Raw genomic sequence first — 19,832 nt, forward strand, 5'->3', positions numbered from 1 at the left:
GATGATATAAGGCCTGAGAGTGTGGCCCGCAACAAAGAACACACTCGGTTATTAATATTATTGTAATCCTCTACAGAGGATTACTGAATTTATCTTCGGATAATGCTGCGAAGCATAATGAGGAAGTATGAAGTTAATAATTAGTAACAAACATCATTTAATCAATGGCGGTCAATCGCTAAGTTCAATCATAAGTAATGCTGTGAAGCATGACGGAGTAGCAATGAAATCAATTATCTACAGCGGTGATTACCGCGTTCTTAATCACACATTTCACATTACCCCTTGGAAGCAGGGGGAACCCTATTATCACGATATTCTGGAGCGTACGTCTCAGCAGCTTGAGGCTATGCTTAGCTATCATTCCAAGGTTCATGTAATTCGCTACGACCTCCACGTGCAGGAATACACAGAAACTAGTGAGGACCTATCTAAGTTTATTCGAGCGCTTAGGCAGAGACTAAAGCGCAAATATGGGCATGCGCGGTTGGGGTATGTATGGTGCAGGGAGCAAAACTTGAGTAACAAGCAACATTACCATATCGCTCTTATGATTAACGGTAATCTGTTCAAGTCTTCGCACACGATATCAGCCATAGTCGATGAGCTCTGGACTCGTTTGGGGCATTCGGTCACTTTTAAGCCTGAAAATCACATCTATAAGATCCAGCGTGGTGATGAGAGCGTCGCACTTGCAGCTTTTAAGCGTATGGCTTATTTGGCGAAGGTACGTACCAAAGGGAAGCGCAAAGGAATGGCTAATGATTATTCGACTAGTCGCCTGAAGCCAAAGCTGCTTTTGCACTAGTTTGTTAATTATTTCGGTTGAGAGAGACTAAATGAAAGGTGTAGGGCGCGGTAAATGGTATCGGATTGGAACTAAGCCATGCTTGGAAGATTATCCTCGTTTGGCGATTAAGGACCTTAAGGAAATGGGTATTTTTAAAAAGCCAATTTCTGGTGTTCTGACCTGGGGAGAAAAGGAAAATCCTTGGTTTTCTGTTCGCTTCGCTTCTACACTTGCGAGTTTGTCTATCTCTTCTAAAACACTGGGGCTTACTGAGCCCCAGTTTATCGACATTGATAAGACCCACTGTAATTTTGGTGGTTACAGAATGTGGTTCATATGCCCAGGCTGTGATAAGCGTTGTGCCTTTATCTATTCAACGGGACATAAATTCTTATGCAGAGAGTGTCAGGGGCTTAGCTACCGCTCTCAGCGCATGACAGCGACTCAGCGTCGTTATACTAAGCTCAATAAGCTGGAGAAGAGACTCTTTGAGTTGAGGGGTAATCTCAGAGTGAAGCCTAAAGGTATGCACTGGAGAAAGTTTGCTGAGCTGCATAAGGTTTACTTACAATTAAGTGGTCAGCTTTAACTAAAAGGGATTTTTTATGGGGTTAATCATCAATGGTAAAACTGTAGAAGAGCACTTGAACTCCAGCTACCCTGGGCCAGAGGGTGCTCCGCATGAACAGAAAGCTTATGAGGCCGTTTACAACCCTCCGCAAGTTGCATCTGACGACCCTATCATCAGCGAGTACGGAACATGCTTTATCAAGTTTACTTTGCCTAAAGAGATAACTGAAAGGCGCAGTTCGGTACTGACTAAATTATTAAGTTTTTTTACTAAGTAATTGACTAGCCTTTAGGGTCTTTCACGTAAACAACGTGAAGATGTGATTTCCCGGATGGTTTCTTATCCACTTCGAATAACTCAGTTGCTTCAATTAGTTTTGTAAGCGTGGAATATCCATAGGTGCGAGGGTCAAAATCAGGGTGCTGACGCTTTATAAGGCCGCCGCTGACTGATAATAATGCCCACCCTTCATCATCTGCATATTCCCGAATAGCTTTCCTGAGCATGTTGAGTAGACGTGTGTCACAGCAAAGGTCTTGTCTGCTTAAAGGGGCTGGTGAACTAGGCGATTTGCTTATTTGTTCTATGTCATCGTCCTGTTCAACATCGCGAAGAACTTCTGTCTGTATAAAGTCATCACAGGCATTTCGAAATGCGATTGGGGTTTTAGCTTCGCCTACACCAAATACATAAATTTCTGACTCTCTGAGGCGTGATGCTAATTTGGTAAAGTCGCTATCACTTGTAACAAGGGCAAATGCATCGAATTTATCCGAATAAAGTAGGTCCATCGCATCAATAATCATTGCAGCGTCAGAAGAGTTTTTCCCTGAGGTGTACGAGAACTGCTGCACCGGTGAAATCGCAAGCTCATTTAGCGGTGTTTTCCAATTGCTAAGATAGGATGAGCTCCAATCGCCGTAAGCTTTTTTAACCAGTATATGGCCATGCTTGGACAGTTCTCCTAATACAGCACTGAGGACTGAATGCTGGGCGTTTTCTGCATCAATTAAAACGGCGATTTTTTTCGTATTATCTAGATCTTTCATTTTACATCCTTGTTGGGGCCGCTTCTTTACTTTATCTGTGCCGAAGCTGCTCTTATAAAATGTTGCCGGTTCACCTTCTCACAGGTTTGATTCAGAAGGTTGGGCCTTTCTTACGCTGAATAGATTAGGTTTTACTTGAATCCATCTCATTCCACATAACCCATTTAATTTGTGGGTCGTCGCAAATTCTGGAGTCATCTTGTGAGGCTAGGACTTGGCCCCGGTTCAGTAGCAGTAGGGTTCTTTTTAGTCCAGTGTATGCGCCCATTCTGTTCTTGGCGTTTGCTTCAATGCATACCAACCAGCCTTGCTTGAAATAAAGATGGCCTTGAATAGGGGTTGAGTGAGCTACATCACGCATAGAATAGGGGTCAAAGTAGTGTTTTTTCACATAGCTTTTTAATGTTTCTGTATAGCCATATGGGTAAGGGCCAATTTGATCCTGATCTGGTTTAACCATGCACCCTGTAAGTAAGACGCTTATGAGTGCTGGGTATATTGCCTTCTTCATATCTTTTCCTTGTTATGAAACTACGTAGCAATTCAGTTTATTAATCCTTAGGTTTTAAGGTTGACTTGCTTTACTAATCCAATATGGGGTTTCTTCAGTAAAACCATATAAAAAATAATATGTTGCGCAGATGCTATCGAATAAATTGAATCTTGCAAATAGATTTAATTCCTTTAGTTGAAAGTCATAGCAGCGACAGGCCATAATGCGATCTGTATAAGCATTTTCCCTCTACGCTACATGGAGTTAGTGCGTGGCTATTCCTGACTTTCAATCTTGCATGCGTCCTTTGTTAGTGGCTGTTGAAGACCAACAAGTACATGAATTCAAAGATGCGATCCAGTTCGTTTGTAATTACCTTGAGCTTTCCGAAGAGGATATCAGGGAAGTTCTACCATCAGGGCGTCAAACTTATATAAAGAACCGCTTGGCTTGGGCCCGGACCTATATGAACAAGGCTGGGTTAACTAAAGCACCAGGGCGCGGGCAGATTCAAATAACAGATAGGGGCCTGCAGGCGTTAAAAGATTGTTCTCAAAGAGTCGATGTTCGATACCTGCGCCAGTACCCAGAATTTGTTGAGTTTCACAGGGTTAAAACTAAAGCTTCTGACAGTCAGCAGGAAAATACAAAGGTAGATAGTAACGCTGAAGATACAGATCCTCAGGAGCGACTCGAAGAAGCCTACGCTGAAATCCAAGGCAGCTTAGCAGATGAGTTACTGGATACAGTTAAACAGCAATCACCGGACTTTCTAGAGCGCTTGGTCGTACAGCTTTTACAAGCCATGGGTTATGGTGGATGGAGCGAAAGCTCTGGAGCTGCAACCCAATACACCTTAGATGGCGGTATTGATGGTGTTATCAATGAAGACCCTTTAGGTTTAGATACCATCTACTTGCAAGCCAAACGCTATACCGATAGCAGTGTTGGTCGCCCAGATATCCAAGCTTTTGTTGGTGCGTTAGAAATGAAGCGTGCCCGTAAAGGTGTGTTTATTACAACAAGCCAGTTCAGTCGAGAAGCACGTGAATATTGCTCTCTGATTGAAAAGAGAGTCGTACTGATTGATGGCCGAAAATTGGCAGAGTTGATGATCCAGTATGGTTTGGGTGTATCGACTAAGCAGGTTTACGATGTAAAAGCGATCGATAGTGATTTTTTCAATGACTAACTGAAATAGTCATTGAAGGTAAGGATGAGTGGCATGGACAAAAAGCAGCTTAGCGAAACGGATATCATCACGAAGTTTATTCTACCTGCGGTAGAACAAGCTGGATGGGATTCAATGACTCAGGTCCGTCAGGAGGTAAAACTCCGAGATGGTAAGGTTATTGTCCGTGGTCACATGGGTGTCCGCAAAACCGTTAAGTCTGCTGATATCGTCCTCTATCACAAGCCAAACATGCCTCTGGCTGTGATTGAAGCAAAAGCTAATAAGCATGAAATCGGTAAAGGTATGCAGCAGGGTATGGATTACGCCCAACTGCTAGATGTGCCTTTCATCTTTGCCAGCAACGGTGATGGTTTTATCTTCCACGATAAAACCAACCCGCAGCAGTTGGAATCTGAAATATCACTAGAAGACTTTCCAACAGCTGAAACACTCTGGCAGAAGTACTGCCAGTGGAAAGGCTTCAGTGAAGCTCAGTTACCGATAATCACACAAGATTACTACGATGACGGTAGCGGTAAGTCACCTCGCTATTATCAACTTCAAGCGATTAATAAGACCATAGAAGCGGTCTCCGCAGGGCAAGACCGTGTGTTGTTGGTTATGGCAACGGGAACGGGTAAGACCTACACTGCATTCCAGATCATCTGGAGATTGTGGAAGGCACGTCAAAAGAAACGCATCCTGTTCTTAGCTGACCGAAATATTCTGATAGACCAAACCCGCATTAATGATTTCCAGCCATTCGGTCAGGTGATGACTAAAATCACAGGCCGTACAGTTGATCCGGCTTACGAGATTCACCTCGCACTGTACCAAGCTCTGACAGGCCCTGAGGAGTCTCAGAAGGCTTACAAACAGGTTGATCCTGACTTCTTCGATCTGATTGTTATAGATGAGTGCCATCGTGGCAGTGCTGCAGAAGACAGTGCGTGGCGTGAGATTCTGGAATACTTCAACAGTGCCACCCAGATCGGTCTGACTGCTACCCCTAAGGAAACCGACACGGTATCCAATACTGACTACTTCGGTGACCCTGTTTACACATACTCTCTGAAAGAGGGTATTGAGGATGGATTCCTAGCACCCTACAAAGTGGTGCGTGTCGATCTCAATATTGATCTGCAAGGCTGGCGGCCTGAGAAAGGGCAACTGGATAAGAACGGCCAGCAGATTGATGACCGTATCTACAATATTAAAGATTTTGATCGAACCATCGTTATCGATGAGCGTACACAGCTGGTGGCTGAGACAATCACGGCTTACCTGAAACGCACTGATCCGATGGCTAAAACTATCGTGTTCTGTAATGACATCGATCATGCGGAGAGAATGCGAAGAGCCTTAGTCAATCTGAATCCAGAGCAGGTCGCCAAGAATGACAAGTACGTGATGAAAATCACCGGTGATGATGAAGTGGGTAAATCTCAGTTAGATAACTTCATCAATCCGAAAAAGCCTTACCCTGTCATCGCTACAACTTCAGAGCTGATGACAACCGGTGTTGATGCTAAGACCTGTAAGCTGGTGGTGCTGGATCAGAATATCCAATCCATGACCAAGTTTAAGCAGATCATTGGGCGCGGCACTCGTATCGATGATCGTTACAACAAACTCTGGTTCACTATCCTGGACTTCAAGAAAGCTACAGAACTTTTCGCTGATGAGCGGTTTGATGGTATCCCGGAGAAGGTTCTGGTGACACCGCCTGAAGACATTATTGATGAAGAAAATGAAGAGTTCATCGATGAGCTGAATAGCGTAGAAGAGGATGAGAATCCTGAGGGTGAATCTGGTGTAGAGGAAGAGCCCGGTGGCTACGATGCTGGTGGTGAACCAGATTGGGGTGAAGGTGATACCGGCAGTGAAGAAGGCGGTTTCATCAAGTACCAAGTATCTGGCGTTACCGTTAAGAAGCTAGATGAACGTGTTCAGTATTACGATGCTGACGGTAAGCTGGTAACTGAATCCTTCAACGATTACACCCGTAAAACCGTGAAGAAGCACTTTGCCTCACTGGATGATTTTGTCCGTAAGTGGAAAGATACAGAGCGGAAGCAAATTATCATTGATGAACTGGCGAGCGAAGGGGTTATCTGGGAAGCCTTTGCTGAAGATGTCGGTAAAGACTTAGATCCATTCGATCTGATCTGTCATGTGGTATACGATCAGCCGCCACTGACACGTAAAGAACGTGCTAATAACGTCAAGAAGCGTAACTACTTCACCAAATACTCTGATACTGCTCAGAAGGTTCTGGACGCGCTGCTGGATAAATATGCTGATGCAGGCGTACAGGAAATTGAGAATGTGAATGTGCTCAAGGTGAAACCATTAGATCAGATCGGTTCACCCTTAGAGATCGTGAAGAAAGGCTTCGGTGGCAAACCTGCTTACCAACAAGCCATCAGCGAATTGGAAGATGAGTTGTATCGGGACGATTCGCAGAGTGCGTGAAGTAAAACAATCCTAAGCATAAATAATCAGGCAGAACCCCTCTCATAGGGATTCTGCCGTTTTGTATTGATAAAGAATAAGTAGAGAAAGTTATGTCCATCAGTTCAGTTATTAAATCGATCCAAGACATCATGCGTAAAGATGCGGGTGTAGACGGTGATGCTCAGCGTTTAGGTCAGCTGTCTTGGTTGCTGTTTCTGAAAGTGTTTGATGCACAGGAAGAGCTGCTGGAGTTTGAACAGGATAACTATAAAGAGCCAATTCCCGAGAAGTACCTGTGGCGTAACTGGGCTGCTGATGAGCAGGGTATTACAGGTGATGAATTACTAGAGTTTATCAATGATGACCTGTTCCCTGATCTGAAGAACCTAGTCGCACCGATCGATAAGAACCCACGTGGTTTTGTGGCTAAAGAAGCCTTTAGCGATGCGTTCAACTATATGAAGAACGGTACGCTGCTTCGCCAGGTGATCAACAAACTTAACGAGATAGACTTTACCGATTCTAAAGAGCGTCACCTGTTTGGTGATATCTACGAGCAGATTCTGCGAGATCTACAAAGTGCAGGTAATGCGGGTGAGTTCTATACCCCTCGTGCTGTAACCCGCTTTATTGTGCAGATGATTGACCCTCAGTTAGGCGAATCTATCTTCGACCCTGCTTGCGGTACAGGTGGATTCCTAGCCTGTTCATTTGACCATGTGAAAGGTCAGTATGTAGAAACAGCATCCGATCACCAGACATTGCAGAAGCAGATTCGCGGTGTGGAGAAAAAGCAGCTACCGCATTTGCTATGTACTACCAACATGCTCCTTCATGGCATCGAAGTACCTGTACAAATCCGTCACGCTAATACGCTGAATAAACCACTCTCCAGTTGGGAGATCGAAGATCAGGTTGATGTCATCGTGACTAACCCGCCATTCGGGGGTACGGAAGAAGACGGTATTGAGAAGAACTTTCCTGCTGAATACCAAACCCGTGAAACCGCAGACCTGTTCCTGCAGTTGATCATTGAAGTGCTAAAAGAGAAAGGTCGTGCAGCAGTAGTATTACCGGACGGCACGCTATTTGGTGAAGGTGTTAAAACCAAGATCAAAAAGCTGTTGCTGGAAGAGTGTAACCTCCACACATTAGTACGCCTGCCCAACTCCGTATTTGCGCCATATACGGGGATAAAAACAAACATCCTCTTCTTCGAGAAAGGCGAGCCTACTCAGGATGTTTGGTACTACGAAGTGCCGCTGCCAACTGGGGTAAAGGCCTTCAATAAAACCAAACCTATGAAGCTGGAAGATCTATCCGAATGTGCGGATTGGTGGGGTGAAGGCAATAGCCTGACAGATAAGATCAAACGTCAGAACCGTCAGGAAAATGAACATGCCTGGAAAGTGAGTATCGATGAGATTGTAGAGCGTAACTACAACCTAGATATCAAGAACCCACATGAAGAAGAACAGATCGTACATGATCCTGAAGAGTTGTTAGCCGAATATCATCAACAGCAGCAAGAGATCGGCGAGCTACGTAACCAGATTAAAGGTATTTTGGCAGAAGCCCTCGCACCGAATAAAGAGCGAGGTAAAGCCTAATGGGTTCTGCAAATGTAGAGCAATTGATCACTGATCATATCGATCTATGGACCTCTGCTATCGAGAACAAGAGTAGCAGTGGGCGAGGTGGTTCAAAAAAGAAAAGTTTATACGGTATCAAGAAGCTTCGTGAGTTGATTCTGGAACTTGCCGTAAGAGGTAAGTTAATCCCGCAAGATCCTAATGATGAGCCAGCTTCAGTACTGTTGGAACGGATTGCTGATAAAAAAGACTCGCTGATTAGAGCGAAGGCTATTAAAAAGCCCAGAAGGTTACCCGAAATCACTGAAGAGGATTGTTTAGAACATCTACCTGCGGGTTGGGCTCGGTGTCGTTTAGGTAGTGTCATGAATGTACTGAATGGTCGTGCATATAAAAAGCACGAGATGCTTCAAGAAGGTACACCTTTGTTAAGAGTCGGGAATCTATTTACCTCGAAAGAATGGTATTACTCTGATTTAGAACTGGAGCCTGACAAATACATCGATACAGGGGATCTTATTTATGCATGGTCTGCGTCATTTGGTCCTTTTATTTGGGATGGTGGAAAAGCTATATATCACTACCACATTTGGAAGCTAGACTTTTTTAATGAGGAGTCATTGTATAAACCATTTATCTTCAATTTTTTGTCAGCTATTACTGAAGAAATAAAAGCATCTGGTAATGGCATCGCGATGGTCCATATGACAAAGGACCGCATGGAAAAATTGATTCTGAGAATACCGCCATATTCCGAGCAAATTCGCATATCTGAAAAGGTTGCGGAGTTGATGGCTCTCTGCGATCAGCTAGAAGAGCAAACTGAAAACAATATTGAAGCCCATCAGGTTCTGGTTGAAACCCTGTTAGGCACTCTCACCCTAAGCCAGAATGCTGAAGAATTGGCAGAGAATTGGGAAAGAGTCGCTGAGCATTTCGATACCCTCTTCACTACAGAGCACAGCATCGATCAGTTGAAGCAGACAATTCTGCAATTGGCTGTAATGGGTAAGCTGGTGGCGCAAGATCCGAAGGATGAACCTGCTTCTGTTCTACTAGAACGGATTGCTGCTGAGAAAGAGCAATTGATTAAAGATAAGAAGATAAAACGATCGAAGAGCTTACCTTTAGTTGGTTCTGAAGAAAAAAACCATGATATCCCTGTTGCTTGGCAATGGGTTAGATTCAGTGATGTTGCCTCCTGCCGTTTAGGTAAGATGCTTGATAAGGCTAAGAATAAAGGAGAGCTTTTGCCTTATTTGCGAAATACCAATGTGCAGTGGAAATATTGTGATCTTGAGGATGTTAAGCAGATGAGGTTTGAGGAGTCAGAAAAGGAAGAGTTTTTGATTAAGGTTGGAGACCTCCTAATATGTGAAGGAGGGGAACCTGGTAGGTGTGCAATTTGGAACGAACCAGATAACGAAATTTATTTCCAAAAAGCTTTGCATCGTGCTCGCCCTTTCCAAGGAGTCTTAGCTGAATATCTTCAGATTTGTTTGAGGAAAGACGCAATTTCTAAACAGCTAGATAAGTACTTCACTGGTGCGACGATTAAACACTTTCCAGGGGATAAATTAGCTCGCTATGTGGTTCCAATGCCGCCCCAAAAAGAACAAATTAGACTAGTGGCTAAGGTTAATCAACTTCTGACCATCTGCGACCAACTCAAAGCCCGTTTACTGGAAACTCAACAAAACCAACTCTCCCTAGCCGAAGCAATAACGGATCAAGTGCTACAGGGGGAAGCGTTACTTGGGTAAGTATGGAGAGGATAAGGATGTCCTACGATAAACCTTGGGTGAGCCATTGAGATCAAAGACAGCAGCTTAAAGAATTTAGGGATGTTACTTAAATGGAAGAAATTATTGGTATCGTTGCTAGTCTAATTGCAGTGATTGGTGGCCTTTATCAAGGGTATCGCTGGCTTAGGAATAAGTTAGATTCTAAGAAAACGGAAATAACGAATGGTGATGATTCTTTAAATGAATCTGTTGCGAACAGATTCTTAAAACTGTTCGAAGCCCATGGGGTCTATCGTAACCAGATACCTGAATTCTTTGATCATGGTTTGACTATTTCGGATGTTCAAACGGAAGACAATCTCCTCAATAAGCTAACACCTTCACTACTCCAAAGCGCAGCTGATCTGTTTCAAGTTAACACTGAATGGTTGTCCCATGGGCAGGGGGAGATTTTTGAATCTCATCATTTCTATAAACACCCGACAGAGTTTGGTCGCTATATAGATGAGCTTCAGGCTAGGGGGGATGACAAGCTGATTGAAGGTTTTGTTCTAACGGTTAAACCACCACGAAAGCATGAAGAGGATACACTGATTCTCTTGAAAGAAAGTATTGGCGTAGTAGGTGAAAGAACTATATTCAGGTACCACCTTTGTCCAGGGTGGGTGCTCAGTTACTGGAAATGTTGCGCCGACGTGGCTTGCTGTATCTCGCAAGCCCAAATGCGCGATGTTTATATGGTTGGCAAGTATGTTGAAAAGGGCTGGCTGGAGTCCTTTGCCGAAGGAGTGCTACTACCATCATTCTCTTTTGAACTTGATGAGCTTGATATGTCTATAAAGGGGAGGTGGCAGGCTGATGAATTTGTGGATACTCCCGAAAAGTTCATTGCGCCATTATCCAAAGAAGATGGATATAGTGTTGCTTCAGCTATCGATCGGTGGTTAGGGTATTTCGAAGCTGGTGACATATATATCCATTCGGCCACCACTAATAAAAAAATAGGTGTGAGTTTTAAGCGTTATGCTGATTCTTATATCAGTAAAAAACAATATTTAAATAACTCTTAAAGATAAATTTTAACCCTAAAGGACAAAGGATAGTAATGGAGATAGAGCAAGGCTGGTTTAATTGGGAAAAGGCTAGGCCGTTGGTACGTGAGTGCTTTTCATTTTGGGAAGACGGTGAAGATATTCTGTGGGCAAAACAGTGTTGGCCTGCACTTGATAAAAAAGGCTTAACAATCTTCTTTTCAGAAAAAGAGGAAATGAAGGTGCGTAGCTATGTGGCAGCTTTGGGGATTATTTATTCTGAGTGTATGCGAGAATACCAAGAATCATTAGCAGGGTACAGAAACTCTGATGATGATTACTATAACGACCATCTTTTTAATGGATTTTTAAATAAAGACTATATTGGTTGGTTATTGGAAGAAGGGGATAATATAGCTGCAAGGAGAATTTCAGATGTTTTTCATGCTCTGATTGATTGTTATACAGTTGAGGGCCTGTTTTCGATGACAGCGAAAAGTATTATATCTGGAATTTATACTTGCTCTGATGCATTTACCGTTAACTCAGAAGCACAATCTTGGCTTGAGCAAGCTCAGTTAGAACAAGACCGGCGTCATACTGAATTGTTAACGTTTTTCCAGGCTGGGCCCATACTCCCTGGTCGAATGGAGCTCTTGGAGTATGGGGTCAGTTCACCTTAATTGTTAGGGAGAATGGTATCGATTCTTTTGAGCATCTTGTTGAGTATTTGGTTCAATGTAAAGGAATAATCAAACCTGCTAGTGAGTTTTAATACATCTTCAAGATCGATCAGAACCTTAGAAAAGACTTCTGTCATAATTAACTTACCAACTGGAGATACGGCATACCTCACCATATGTATTTTTTCTATAAAATTCGTTTCAGAGCATGGGCATATGCCGTATTTTTCATCATCAAATAGTTCAAAAGTATTGTCCCAATCGTACCCAGTTATTCGCTGCTGAACGTATCCGTTCTTCCCTTCAATTGAAGTGCCTAGTTCGTTGTCGTAATGATCTTCGTTAGGGCAATCATTATACTCTTCAGTTACCAAGATCCCGTAATCTAATAGTGCTTCATAATGGAATTTGTATATCTTCTCAACTTCCTTATGCGTCTGTATCTTGACAGGTTTGGCTGTTGAAAAGTCATCAATAATATCTTCAAATTTTCTTTGTATTTTTAGAATTTTCTGTTTTAAATTTAAGAAGTGAGTGACGGCATCAGAATAGTCCATTTTGGGTGCTTCCTTGGATTACAGCTATTAAAGTCATTCCTATTATCTCTTCATACTTCCAGAGCACGAAAATATTACTTTATATTTCTTGTGCTCGCTAGTATTGATCTTGCTTATTTTCTTCTGATCGACTGAGTATTCACGAATTTGGTAAACAATCTTAGTCACATGAGATGGTCTAAACGGCACCGTTTCTTTAGGTGCTGTCCTGATGTTTTTCAGAGCGGTTTAATGTTATTTCTGGCTAAAGCTTGTCTATAAAAGATATTAAATGTATAAGTACAGAGTAAGGCGGTTATTAAAACTCTTCATAGTGTTTTATCTCCGCGAATTTATACATACCTTGTGGTGCAGGGCTGGTCGTTACTAAATTAAAGGAAATAAATCATGTGTAAACGGAAACTAAGGAAACTTACCCCGCGACAGCAAGCCATTTTAGCGAATAAGAATTCTGAAAGTCGTAAAGTTACGCAGGTAGACATCCAGATTGAAGTCGCGAAAAATCCACTTCAGATCAAGGATTCAAAACGCACAAAGAAACAGCTCAAATTGAAAATGCGCGATAAAAAACGTGCGATGTCAAAACGACGTAAGATAATGAAAGGCCTCTCAAAAATCGACCGAGCAACTGAGCTGATAGAGATGTATGCAGGGCATAAGGAAATCAGACGATTACGTGTCGGCCTACAGAAGTTATGGCCTTTTGAAACGTCTGCTATGTACGATGACGATATAGCTGAAAAAAGATTAGCAGGGCTAGCTGAGATAGTGCGTAATGGTACGCTTCAGCGATCTGATGTTATCGATTATCTAATGCTGCTTGCCCGTCTGACAAATGAAATGACAGCTGGACCAAACATTGTCATTACTGAAGTCTATGGTCCGGCCCCAGCTACCACGCCTAATCATGATTATGAATTTAGTCATAGTGTCGAGCCTCTTTACGTTCAAAAACGGATTCGTAGTGATGACGTAAAGATCGATGATATCACTGCCAATAAAGAATCAGGTGATAGTAGCGTTCTTTATACTGCTGGCTGGTCAACTGACGGTGCTTTCACTAAAGATTGAACTGATGGCTAGAGACCCACAGAAAAATTTTCCCTGAGATAACAAGCAGATCATCTGGCTGGAAAATACATTTGAAGGGGCTTGCTACAGTTTTTTCTGATGGTGCATTGCTTCCAATATTCGCTCTTGATCTCGATGAGCTTGATATGCCGACAATGGGCTGGCTGCGTTAATGTGCTAATTTGATTGAATTAAAACATGTGTTTGGATAACTTGCTGATTTGCAAAGATTTTATTTTTCTGGCAAATTTGTTTTCAGCTTGTGTATAGATAATATTCGCGCAGGTTGCGCTCTGTTTTTGCACAAAATTATGGATGATGTCTAAGGGATCATGGTTAGATCAGCTGTTCTTCATGGATGGAATATCTCACCTCTCGAAACATGCTTTTCATACGCTAAATCTTTTGGCCTACCTTAGGGCTTAGCCTTACTAGGTAGGAAAAAATCGAATAATTCTGAGATTGCCAAGGGGCTTCTGCTCTTGTGGTAATCGTTAATCTGTTAAGGATGTGAAAATGTTGGCTGGAATAATTGAATCGACGCTACTCAATAGCGGTGCAGAATTTCTTACCAATGTCTTTTTATGGGCATTGATAGCCTGCTTTTTGATTGCTGTGGTTATGAAGCGAAGCAATAGCGCTCATTCTTTTACTCAATATGCCCCAACACTTCTTACTACCTTGGGTATTTTGGGAACATTTGCTGGAATTATTTCAGGATTATTAGGCTTCAATGTTGATGATATTGATGGAAGTATCAGCACTCTGTTAGCAGGATTGAAGACTGCTTTCACAACCAGTTTGGCTGGTATGGCGCTTTCGGTTTTATATAAATTAATTGTTGCTACAGGTTGGATATCCCCAAAAATTGCTGAAGGTGTCGATGAAGATGAGGTTGGGGTAGCCGAACTATATAGTGTAATGAAGGAGCAAGCAGAAGGTATTGAATCGCTGAAGAGTGCTATTGGTGGAGACAGTGAAGCAAGCTTAGTAGGGCAGATGAAGCTGTTGAGGTCTGATATTGGGGATCAGCACAAGAGCCTTGTGCAAACGGTTGAACCATTGTCTCCGACCTTAAAAAGCATCAATGAGCATTCCGAAAAGCAGCAAGCCGCATTCATAGAATTCCAAGAACGGTTATGGATCAAGCTTCAGGACTTTGCCGATATGATGTCAAAGTCAGCCACTGAACAGGTGATCAATGCTCTCAAGGACGTTATTTCAGATTTCAATAATAACTTGATTGAGCAATTTGGAGAAAACTTCAAACAGCTAAATGCTGCTGTTTTAGAGTTGGTTCAATGGCAGGAGAATTACAAACAACAGTTGGCTCAAATGAGCGATCAATATCAGCAAGGGGTCCAGGCAATAACTCACACTGAGTCTGCGGTAAGCCATATTAGCGAGGAATCGAAAGTGATTCCTGAAAGTATGAAAGAGTTGCAGGCAGTAATGGAAGTTAACCAGCATCAGCTTAAGGAGCTTGAGCGACATCTTGATGCGTTTAAAGATATTCGAGATCGCGCTGTTGAAGCTGTACCTGAAATAAGAGCTCAGATTGATGAGACTGTTAAGGGAATGAATGAAGTAGCTGCTTCGATAAATGACGGTATGACAAAAACAACCGAGACTCTTGTGACTGGACTATCCGACGCTGCCGAAGTTGTTTCGAATGAAGTTAGCTCTTCGGTTAAATCTATGTCAGAAGGGGTTCTAGCCGCTGCTGAGGAAGCTTCTAAAGGAATTACTGAAGCTGGAAATAAGATGTCCGAAGCCGTTGTTGATAGCTCTGGCGAAATGCAAAAGGCCATTATTACAGGTAGTGAAGAGTTTATTCAGAATAGCCAAAGAGTAAATGAATCTTTACAAGGTACTTCAGGCGTTATTGCGGACAATAGTGAAAAGTCTAAGCAGATGTTTGATGATGCGCTGAGCGAGACTAACTCCGTGCTACGAAATTTAATTGCCGATCTTAAAGATGATAGTCAGAAGTTAACTGAATCCTATAAAACCGCAAGCCAATCATTGGTATCTGAAACTGAATCTATTCGGAATAGCTTTGAGCAAGGGCTTTCATCAATGCGCCAGCAGTTGGGTGCAGAGCTACAAAAAATGGCTGAGCAGCAAACACAAGAGAGTCAGCGTGTGCTAGCAGGTATGAGTCAGCAAGCAGATAACGCTCTTAAAGATACTGGGGAAGCGGTTCAGAAACAGGTCAAAATGTTAGACGACGCACTTAATCATGAGCTTAATCGTGTTATGAACGAAATGGGGCGTGCGCTGACAACAATCTCAGGTAAATTCACAAGTGATTATCAACAGCTTGTAACTGAGATGCACAAGGTTACTAGGATGCGTGAGGTTAGCTAAATATGAGCCGGCTTTTGGATTCGAAGGTAACTGAGCAAGAAGAGTCTCATTGGTTATCAGTCTCAGACTTGATGGCTGGGTTGATGATGGTGTTCTTATTTATTGCAATTGCCTTAATGCGGGAAGCGTTTATTGAACGAGACAAGGTTAAAGAGGTAGCCGTTGCTTACCAAGAAAACCAAGTCGCAATATATGATGCACTAATGGGGGAATTCCAGTCTGATCTACAGACTTGGGATGCAGTGATAGATCCCCACTCTTTGACATTTACGTTTCAATCCCCTGAGGTGTTGTTCGCAACAGGAAAGATTGATCTTAGTTCACGCTATAAAGAGCTATTGAGGGATTTTTTCCCTCGGTATCTAGATGTTCTTGGTAAGTTTGCTAATTCAATCAATGAAGTACGTATTGAAGGGCATACTAGTAGCGTCTGGAATAGTTATGTAAGTGATACGGAAGCATATTTTAGAAATATGGAGCTTTCACAGGGAAGGACTCGAAGTGTTCTTGCCTATGTCTATGATCTCCCTGAATCTGATGAACAAAGGCGATGGATAAAGAAACACTTTGCTGCGGTAGGCCTTTCTTCATCTCACCCGGTCATGAATACTGCAGGGCAAGAGGACTCTGTACGTTCAAGGCGAGTTACTTTTCGTGTTATTACTAATGCTGATATCCAGATGCGCCAAATTCTGGAGCTAAATTAATGAAGTTAACTACTGATTTATCGGGGCTCTGGGCTAATGTCGAGCGTATGGGGAAGTTTGAAGCCAACTTCAACCTCCAAGAAGATCATTCACCGGATTTTGAGCTAGATAAAGACCTTTCTAGTACTGCTGGTTTGGATATTCAGCTAGAAGATCTAGAGCTTGAGAATGGTGTCCTCAGTGTTAAGGGCCGCCAGGTACTTCTATTTATTCCGGACCAAGGTCAGGCAATCGATGAGGTTCTTGAAGGAACTAAAGAGGGACGTAAGTTCCATGTTGCTGACTGCAAGACTTTGAATTCGATGCGCCAGAAAAACCGCTTTAACAGATATAAAGCGACTTATAACACCAGTGGCCTTTTTAAGGTTTATGGTGTCTCATATGAAACCGGTGATAGTGTTGAAGGTGAAGCAGAATTAAGAGTATGTAAGAACTGTTTATCCTATCTCAATTACAAAGGGTATCGGCACGGGAAGGGGCTTCCTAAAAAGCAAATATATGATGAGTATGATATTTCAGAGTTTTTATCAGAATACAGCACCTTGTTTAGCTCTATGCCCGATCGATCACAGGTTGTGGACAAGGGTGGGTACTCTGACGATTGGGCTGAAGTCTCCACAAATTACCGCGCCACCGTAAATTTCTGTTGTGAACAGTGCGGTGTTGATTTGAATTCTAATAAGCGCCTGTTACACACACACCATATCAGTGGGAATAAAAGAGAGAACCATCCAGGAAATCTCAAAGCACTTTGTATCGATTGCCATCGTAAGCAACCACATCATGACTATATGAGAGTTACTCATGAAAATATGTTGTTTTTGAATGGTCTCAGAAGAGAGCAGGGGCTGTTTAACATCTCAAACTGGAACCAAGCAAGAAATGTCGCTGATAAAGCTGTTGATGGTTTGCTGCGCTTCTATGAAAAGAATGGTTATCCAATACCTGAAATCAACTTTATTATCAAAAATAATGAGCAATCAACGTTTCAGTTAGAGGTGGCATGGCCTTCTCTGAAAAAGGGCATTGCTATAAGCAGGGAAGACATCAAGGCCGGGCAGTTATATGGTTGGAATGTTTTATCAGTGGGTGAAGCTCTTAGCGAAATGAATCAATAGTTAATACACTATCCAGGCTGGTATGTATTGTGGGTTTATGCTTTCGAATTGTTTTCGTAGAATCGCACCTTTCGATATTACAGCAGTGATTACTGACTTGGTTTTTAAGTAACACTGCTTGTAACATTAGCGGTAATTGTGGCTTAACTGTTCCTTTTAAAACAAAAGGTTATTTTATAGCTTCGAATCCCTCCCTGACCGCCATCTATTCTAGCGAAAGAGCCTCGATATTTATCGGGGCTTTTTTGTGCCTGAAAGATCCTATTTGGGAAATGTAGTGCCCAAGCAACACTGGCCACCACTCTGTTGCCATTTCAGTATCTTTTTTGTGTCAGATCAGGTGGCTGTATGCCGTTATTTTGATGGTGCCTTTGCCGGCTTTCAGTAACGGCGTTTCTTATTCCGCTTCGATCTGTAAGCTATGTATTACCTCATCACGCCGGGTAAGAATGGCTTTTTTCTCTTTAGCTTCCTTGTTCTCCCAGTGTTTTGTTTGCATGGCAAGTCGGGGGTTCTGGCTGAGCCAGCTCTGATTGTCGGCGATGAAGCCCCAGTACAGTGTGGTGAAAGGGCAGGCCTGATCGCCTGTTGCCTGTTTTGGATTGTAAGGGCACCGGGAGCAATAATTCGACATCCTGCTGATGTAGTTGCCGCTGGCGATGTAGGGTTTGGAGGCGACTATTCCGCCATCGGCAAACTGGCTCATGCCGAGGGTGTTGGGAATTTCTACCCAGGCCACCGCATCCACATACATAGCCAGATACCAGCGGTGGACCTGTTGCGGGTCGACTTTGCTGAGCAGGGCAAACAGGCCTGTGATCATCAGGCGCTGAATATGATGCCCGTAACCGGCGTCCAGCACCTGTGAGATGCTTTGTTGCAGGCATTTCATCTGCGTATCTGCGGTCCAGTAAAAGTTTGGTAGCCGGTTGCTATGCTGCAGCCAGTTCATCTGCTCCCAGTCGGTATGGTGCGTCCAGTACAGGCCTCTGACATATTCCCGCCAGCCAATAATCTGGCGAATAAACCCTTCGACCGAGTTCAAGGGTGCGTTTCCTTGTTCCAGCGCCTGAACTGCCTTCCCGATAACTTCCATAGGGTTGAGCAGTTTTAGATTCAAGGATGAGGAGAGCCAGGAGTGGTAGAGGAAAGGCTCATCTATCCACATCGCATCCTGATACTGGCCGAACAGAGGAAGCCGCTGTTCGATGAACTGATCCAGCGCAAGCAGGGCCTGTTCACGACAGACCGGCCATGAGAATTGATCCAGCTTCCCCGGCAGTTGAGGAAGGTGGTTGTTGATATCTCTGATCGCTGCTTGTGTGATGGCGTCGGGTGTGAACAGCGGTTTTAGCGCGGTGATGTCCGGCCCGTTGTGGCTGAATGTCTGTCGATTATCCTGATCGTAGTTCCACTTTCCCCCTAAGGGTTTGCTGTGCTCATCCAGCAGGATCTGGCGGGTTTTTCTCATCTCGCGATACCAGTATTCCATGCGGGGTTGTTTCATTTTTTTCAGCCAGCGGCTGAACTCTCCCGGCCGGGAGATAAAGTGATGATCCGCAAGCAGTTCTAAATCCAGATCGTGAGTTTTACAGAGTGTTTGCAGGTCTGTGAGAACTCTTGTATCGCCGGGCAGGACCAGACGAAGCTTTTCTGGCCTTTGCTGTCGGATCAAAGCTGTGAGGGCGTCGCTTATGGAGCGGTGTTGTTCAGCAATCGTAGAATAAAAAACGGGGAGCTGTTTTTCGCGTAGCTCTTCAGCAAAATGACGCATGGAGCTGAAGAACAGTGCGGTTCTCTGTTTTGATGACAGGGGGTGTGTGGATTCCTCTTTCACTTCGAACAGTGCGATCAGATCCTGCCGGGGGTCGAAGTCGTGCCATAGTGTGCTGTCATGGTTGAGTTGGTCGCCCAGTACCAGACAAAGGCTGCGAATCTGTTTATGAGTATCCATTTAACGTGATGGGCCTTTCAGAGAAAGCCGTTGATGATCAAAGCAGACCCGGCAACCACCGTCAGTTGTGTTCTCAGCCGCCAGAAGCTGTCCGGATAGATTGAGGTCAGGAAACGCCATTCGTAGAGCCACAGCGCAAAGAATGAGAGCCCCGCGACCTGAGATAAAAAAGGAAAGGGACAAATAATCCAGAACCAGCCCCAGAGCATCACCAGTATGGCCATAAGGGAGAGGTGCTTTGGCGCATCCGTTTTAAGAGAGGCAAGCCAGACGATGCCGCCGAGAAAAGCGTAGATCAGCGCGGCATAACTGATCAGCCACTGGTCGAGGGGTTTGCCGAAAAGCTGATAGGCGACAGGCAGGCCGATAAAGGGGATCAGGCCGGCGTAGCCTGAGCGTTGGTGAATACGGGATATTGGATCGGCGAAGAACATCTGCTCGTCTGCCCCTGATAATGTTAATTAACCCTG

18 protein-coding genes are annotated in these 19,832 nt (G+C 43.6%); 13 read left to right on the top strand and 5 right to left on the bottom strand.

Going from position 1 to position 19,832, the window contains the following annotated elements; genetic code table 11:
* Positions 1-223 precede the first annotated feature (223 nt).
* Genes QUD59_RS13395 through QUD59_RS13405 form a run of 3 tightly spaced genes read left to right on the top strand, consistent with a single transcriptional unit; the run spans position 224 to position 1,638 of the window.
* The gene (locus tag QUD59_RS13395; RefSeq protein WP_286237597.1) at positions 224-808 is read left to right on the top strand and encodes a YagK/YfjJ domain-containing protein; all 585 of its coding nucleotides are present in this window, start codon (positions 224-226) and stop codon (positions 806-808) included.
* A 31-nt stretch (positions 809-839) separates the two neighbouring features.
* Positions 840-1,379, top strand: a complete 540-nt coding sequence (locus tag QUD59_RS13400) for a hypothetical protein (protein WP_286237598.1) — start codon at positions 840-842, stop codon at positions 1,377-1,379.
* A gap of 16 nt (positions 1,380-1,395) precedes the next feature.
* Positions 1,396-1,638 (top strand): hypothetical protein, encoded by a 243-nt coding sequence (locus QUD59_RS13405; RefSeq protein ID WP_286237599.1) that lies wholly within the window; start codon positions 1,396-1,398, stop codon positions 1,636-1,638.
* A gap of 4 nt (positions 1,639-1,642) precedes the next feature.
* On the opposite strand, the gene QUD59_RS13410 is transcribed toward QUD59_RS13405, so the two are convergent.
* Positions 1,643-2,410: an NYN domain-containing protein gene (locus tag QUD59_RS13410; RefSeq protein ID WP_286237600.1), complete on the bottom strand. Its 768-nt coding sequence runs from the start codon at positions 2,408-2,410 to the stop codon at positions 1,643-1,645.
* Positions 2,411-2,534: 124 nt separating this feature from the next.
* A complete protein-coding gene (locus tag QUD59_RS13415; RefSeq protein WP_286237602.1) occupies positions 2,535-2,921 on the bottom strand; it encodes a hypothetical protein in 387 nt (128 codons plus the stop codon).
* Between the two features lie 253 nt (positions 2,922-3,174).
* Between QUD59_RS13415 and QUD59_RS13420 the strand changes: the two genes are divergently transcribed.
* From QUD59_RS13420 to QUD59_RS13445, 6 genes are all read left to right on the top strand, one after another.
* Positions 3,175-4,095, top strand: coding sequence for a restriction endonuclease (locus QUD59_RS13420; RefSeq protein ID WP_286237603.1), 921 nt, complete (start codon positions 3,175-3,177; stop codon positions 4,093-4,095).
* A gap of 33 nt (positions 4,096-4,128) precedes the next feature.
* Positions 4,129-6,552, top strand: a complete 2,424-nt coding sequence (gene hsdR, locus QUD59_RS13425) for an EcoAI/FtnUII family type I restriction enzme subunit R (protein ID WP_286237604.1) — start codon at positions 4,129-4,131, stop codon at positions 6,550-6,552.
* 92 nt (positions 6,553-6,644) lie between these two features.
* Positions 6,645-8,144 carry an N-6 DNA methylase gene (locus QUD59_RS13430; RefSeq protein ID WP_286237605.1) on the top strand — a complete coding sequence of 500 codons (1,500 nt, stop codon included), beginning with the start codon at positions 6,645-6,647 and terminating at the stop codon, positions 8,142-8,144.
* Entirely contained in the window at positions 8,144-9,889 is a 1,746-nt protein-coding gene (locus QUD59_RS13435) for a restriction endonuclease subunit S (protein ID WP_286237607.1), read from the top strand. Before QUD59_RS13430 ends, QUD59_RS13435 begins: the two co-directional genes overlap by 1 nt.
* A gap of 92 nt (positions 9,890-9,981) precedes the next feature.
* A complete protein-coding gene (locus QUD59_RS13440) occupies positions 9,982-10,941 on the top strand; it encodes a hypothetical protein (RefSeq protein ID WP_286237608.1) in 960 nt (319 codons plus the stop codon).
* A 35-nt stretch (positions 10,942-10,976) separates the two neighbouring features.
* Positions 10,977-11,585 carry a hypothetical protein gene (locus tag QUD59_RS13445; RefSeq protein WP_286237610.1) on the top strand — a complete coding sequence of 203 codons (609 nt, stop codon included), beginning with the start codon at positions 10,977-10,979 and terminating at the stop codon, positions 11,583-11,585.
* Here the strand turns inward: QUD59_RS13445 and QUD59_RS13450 are convergent.
* The gene (locus tag QUD59_RS13450; protein ID WP_286237611.1) at positions 11,582-12,142 is read right to left on the bottom strand and encodes a hypothetical protein; all 561 of its coding nucleotides are present in this window, start codon (positions 12,140-12,142) and stop codon (positions 11,582-11,584) included. The two genes, QUD59_RS13445 and QUD59_RS13450, sit on opposite strands and share 4 nt — an antisense overlap.
* A gap of 387 nt (positions 12,143-12,529) precedes the next feature.
* Between QUD59_RS13450 and QUD59_RS13455 the strand changes: the two genes are divergently transcribed.
* From QUD59_RS13455 to QUD59_RS13470, 4 genes are all read left to right on the top strand, one after another.
* On the top strand, positions 12,530-13,213 hold the full coding sequence (locus QUD59_RS13455; protein ID WP_286237612.1) for a hypothetical protein: 684 nt from the start codon (positions 12,530-12,532) through the stop codon (positions 13,211-13,213).
* Positions 13,214-13,729: 516 nt separating this feature from the next.
* Positions 13,730-15,583 (top strand): hypothetical protein, encoded by a 1,854-nt coding sequence (locus QUD59_RS13460; RefSeq protein WP_286237613.1) that lies wholly within the window; start codon positions 13,730-13,732, stop codon positions 15,581-15,583.
* A 2-nt stretch (positions 15,584-15,585) separates the two neighbouring features.
* Positions 15,586-16,290 (top strand): OmpA/MotB family protein, encoded by a 705-nt coding sequence (locus QUD59_RS13465; protein WP_286237614.1) that lies wholly within the window; start codon positions 15,586-15,588, stop codon positions 16,288-16,290.
* Positions 16,290-17,408 (top strand): HNH endonuclease, encoded by a 1,119-nt coding sequence (locus QUD59_RS13470; RefSeq protein WP_286237615.1) that lies wholly within the window; start codon positions 16,290-16,292, stop codon positions 17,406-17,408. The genes QUD59_RS13465 and QUD59_RS13470 overlap by 1 nt, the downstream gene beginning before the upstream one ends.
* 397 nt (positions 17,409-17,805) lie before the next feature.
* On the opposite strand, the gene QUD59_RS13475 is transcribed toward QUD59_RS13470, so the two are convergent.
* Positions 17,806-19,362 (bottom strand): cryptochrome/photolyase family protein, encoded by a 1,557-nt coding sequence (locus QUD59_RS13475; protein WP_286237616.1) that lies wholly within the window; start codon positions 19,360-19,362, stop codon positions 17,806-17,808.
* 17 nt (positions 19,363-19,379) lie between these two features.
* Positions 19,380-19,796, bottom strand: coding sequence for a DUF3429 domain-containing protein (locus QUD59_RS13480; RefSeq protein WP_286237617.1), 417 nt, complete (start codon positions 19,794-19,796; stop codon positions 19,380-19,382).
* Between the last annotated feature and the right edge of the window lie 36 nt (positions 19,797-19,832).

This window comes from Neptuniibacter halophilus (assembly GCF_030295765.1).
GTDB classification, from domain to species: domain Bacteria; phylum Pseudomonadota; class Gammaproteobacteria; order Pseudomonadales; family Balneatricaceae; genus Neptuniibacter; species Neptuniibacter halophilus.

Coding starts and splice junctions, on each gene's coding strand:
- QUD59_RS13395 (WP_286237597.1), top strand. CDS start 224: ATGAAATCAATTATCTACAGCGGTGATTACCGCGTTCTTAATCACACA.
- QUD59_RS13400 (WP_286237598.1), top strand. CDS start 840: ATGAAAGGTGTAGGGCGCGGTAAATGGTATCGGATTGGAACTAAGCCA.
- QUD59_RS13405 (WP_286237599.1), top strand. CDS start 1,396: ATGGGGTTAATCATCAATGGTAAAACTGTAGAAGAGCACTTGAACTCC.
- QUD59_RS13410 (WP_286237600.1), bottom strand. CDS start 2,410: ATGAAAGATCTAGATAATACGAAAAAAATCGCCGTTTTAATTGATGCA.
- QUD59_RS13415 (WP_286237602.1), bottom strand. CDS start 2,921: ATGAAGAAGGCAATATACCCAGCACTCATAAGCGTCTTACTTACAGGG.
- hsdR (WP_286237604.1), top strand. CDS start 4,129: ATGGACAAAAAGCAGCTTAGCGAAACGGATATCATCACGAAGTTTATT.
- QUD59_RS13430 (WP_286237605.1), top strand. CDS start 6,645: ATGTCCATCAGTTCAGTTATTAAATCGATCCAAGACATCATGCGTAAA.
- QUD59_RS13435 (WP_286237607.1), top strand. CDS start 8,144: ATGGGTTCTGCAAATGTAGAGCAATTGATCACTGATCATATCGATCTA.
- QUD59_RS13440 (WP_286237608.1), top strand. CDS start 9,982: ATGGAAGAAATTATTGGTATCGTTGCTAGTCTAATTGCAGTGATTGGT.
- QUD59_RS13445 (WP_286237610.1), top strand. CDS start 10,977: ATGGAGATAGAGCAAGGCTGGTTTAATTGGGAAAAGGCTAGGCCGTTG.
- QUD59_RS13450 (WP_286237611.1), bottom strand. CDS start 12,142: ATGGACTATTCTGATGCCGTCACTCACTTCTTAAATTTAAAACAGAAA.
- QUD59_RS13455 (WP_286237612.1), top strand. CDS start 12,530: ATGTGTAAACGGAAACTAAGGAAACTTACCCCGCGACAGCAAGCCATT.
- QUD59_RS13460 (WP_286237613.1), top strand. CDS start 13,730: ATGTTGGCTGGAATAATTGAATCGACGCTACTCAATAGCGGTGCAGAA.
- QUD59_RS13465 (WP_286237614.1), top strand. CDS start 15,586: ATGAGCCGGCTTTTGGATTCGAAGGTAACTGAGCAAGAAGAGTCTCAT.
- QUD59_RS13470 (WP_286237615.1), top strand. CDS start 16,290: ATGAAGTTAACTACTGATTTATCGGGGCTCTGGGCTAATGTCGAGCGT.
- QUD59_RS13475 (WP_286237616.1), bottom strand. CDS start 19,362: ATGGATACTCATAAACAGATTCGCAGCCTTTGTCTGGTACTGGGCGAC.
- QUD59_RS13480 (WP_286237617.1), bottom strand. CDS start 19,796: ATGTTCTTCGCCGATCCAATATCCCGTATTCACCAACGCTCAGGCTAC.